This is a genomic window from Micromonospora sp. NPDC047740, assembly GCF_043204735.1.
Lineage (GTDB): Bacteria > Actinomycetota > Actinomycetes > Mycobacteriales > Micromonosporaceae > Micromonospora.
Genome location: NZ_JBIDCT010000059.1, coordinates 1 through 1,069, shown reverse-complemented (window position 1 = coordinate 1,069; position 1,069 = coordinate 1). Strand labels below are relative to the sequence as shown.

Sequence of the window (1,069 nt, the reverse complement as noted above, 5' to 3'; positions counted from 1 at the left end):
CCTTGACGGTGCCGCCGCAGTTGGTGGGGTCGTTGTCGGTGATGGTGGTCTTTTCGTCGAGCTTGACCTTGCCGTTGTTGTTGAAGACGCCGCCGGCGACGCGGTGGGTCTTGGCGGAGTCGGTGGCGGTGTTCTTGGTGACGCGGGTGTTGGTCAGGGTGACCTTGCCCTCGTTGTTGAAGATGCCGCCGCCGTTGAGGGCGGTGTTGTTCTTGATCTCGGTGTTCCGGACGGTGAGGGTGGCGTTGTCTTCCTTGTTCTTGTCCTTGTCGGACTCCTCCTGGAAGCCTTCCTTGATCTCGACGTCCGGGTCGCCGTTGAAGATGCCGCCGCCGAAGCGTCCGGCGGAGTTGTCGACGATGGCGCTGTCGTCGATGGTGGCGGTGGCCTCCCGCTCCTTCTCTTCCTTCTGGTCCTTCTGCTCGCCGTACGGGGCTTCCTTCTTCTTCTTTTCCCCGCCGGTGTTGTAGACGCCGCCGCCGTCCTTGTCGGCGTGGTTCTTGGCGACGATGACCTTCTGGAGGTCGAGGTCGGTGTTGCGGGCGTAGATGCCGCCGCCGTTCTCGCAGGCGGTGTTGTTCTTGATGCTGGTCAGGGCGATCTTGACGAACCCGCCGGAGCTGAACACGCCGCCGCCGTTCTTGCCGGCCCGGTTGTTGTGGATCTCGGTCTTGCTGGGTTCCTTGCCCTGGAAGCGGCCGATGATCTCCACGGTGCCGGCCTCGTCGCGGCCCTTGACCCAGTAGTCCTTGTCCTTGTTCTTGTCCTTTTCCTTGCCCTCGCCGTTGGCGATGCCGCCGCCGTTCTCGCCGGCGGTGTTGTTGTTGATCCGGGAGTCCCGGATCTTGAGGACGCCGACGTTGAAGATGCCGCCGCCGTTGCGCTGGGCGTGGTTGTCCTCGACCTTGCTGTCGTCGAGGTCGACCCGGCCGAAGTTGGCGATGGCGCCGCCGTTGCCCTCGGCGTTGTTACGGGTCAGCTCCACCTTCTCCAGGTGCGCGCTACCGCCCCGCTCGACCAGGATTGCGCCACCGTCCGCCTCGCCCTCCTTCTTCTCTTCCTTCTTCTC

At 64.0% G+C, this 1,069-nt stretch carries 1 pseudogene; it reads right to left on the bottom strand.

The window, feature by feature from the left end:
- Positions 1–1,069 (bottom strand): annotated as a pseudogene (locus ACGF4F_RS37380) (hypothetical protein); the annotation flags it as partial.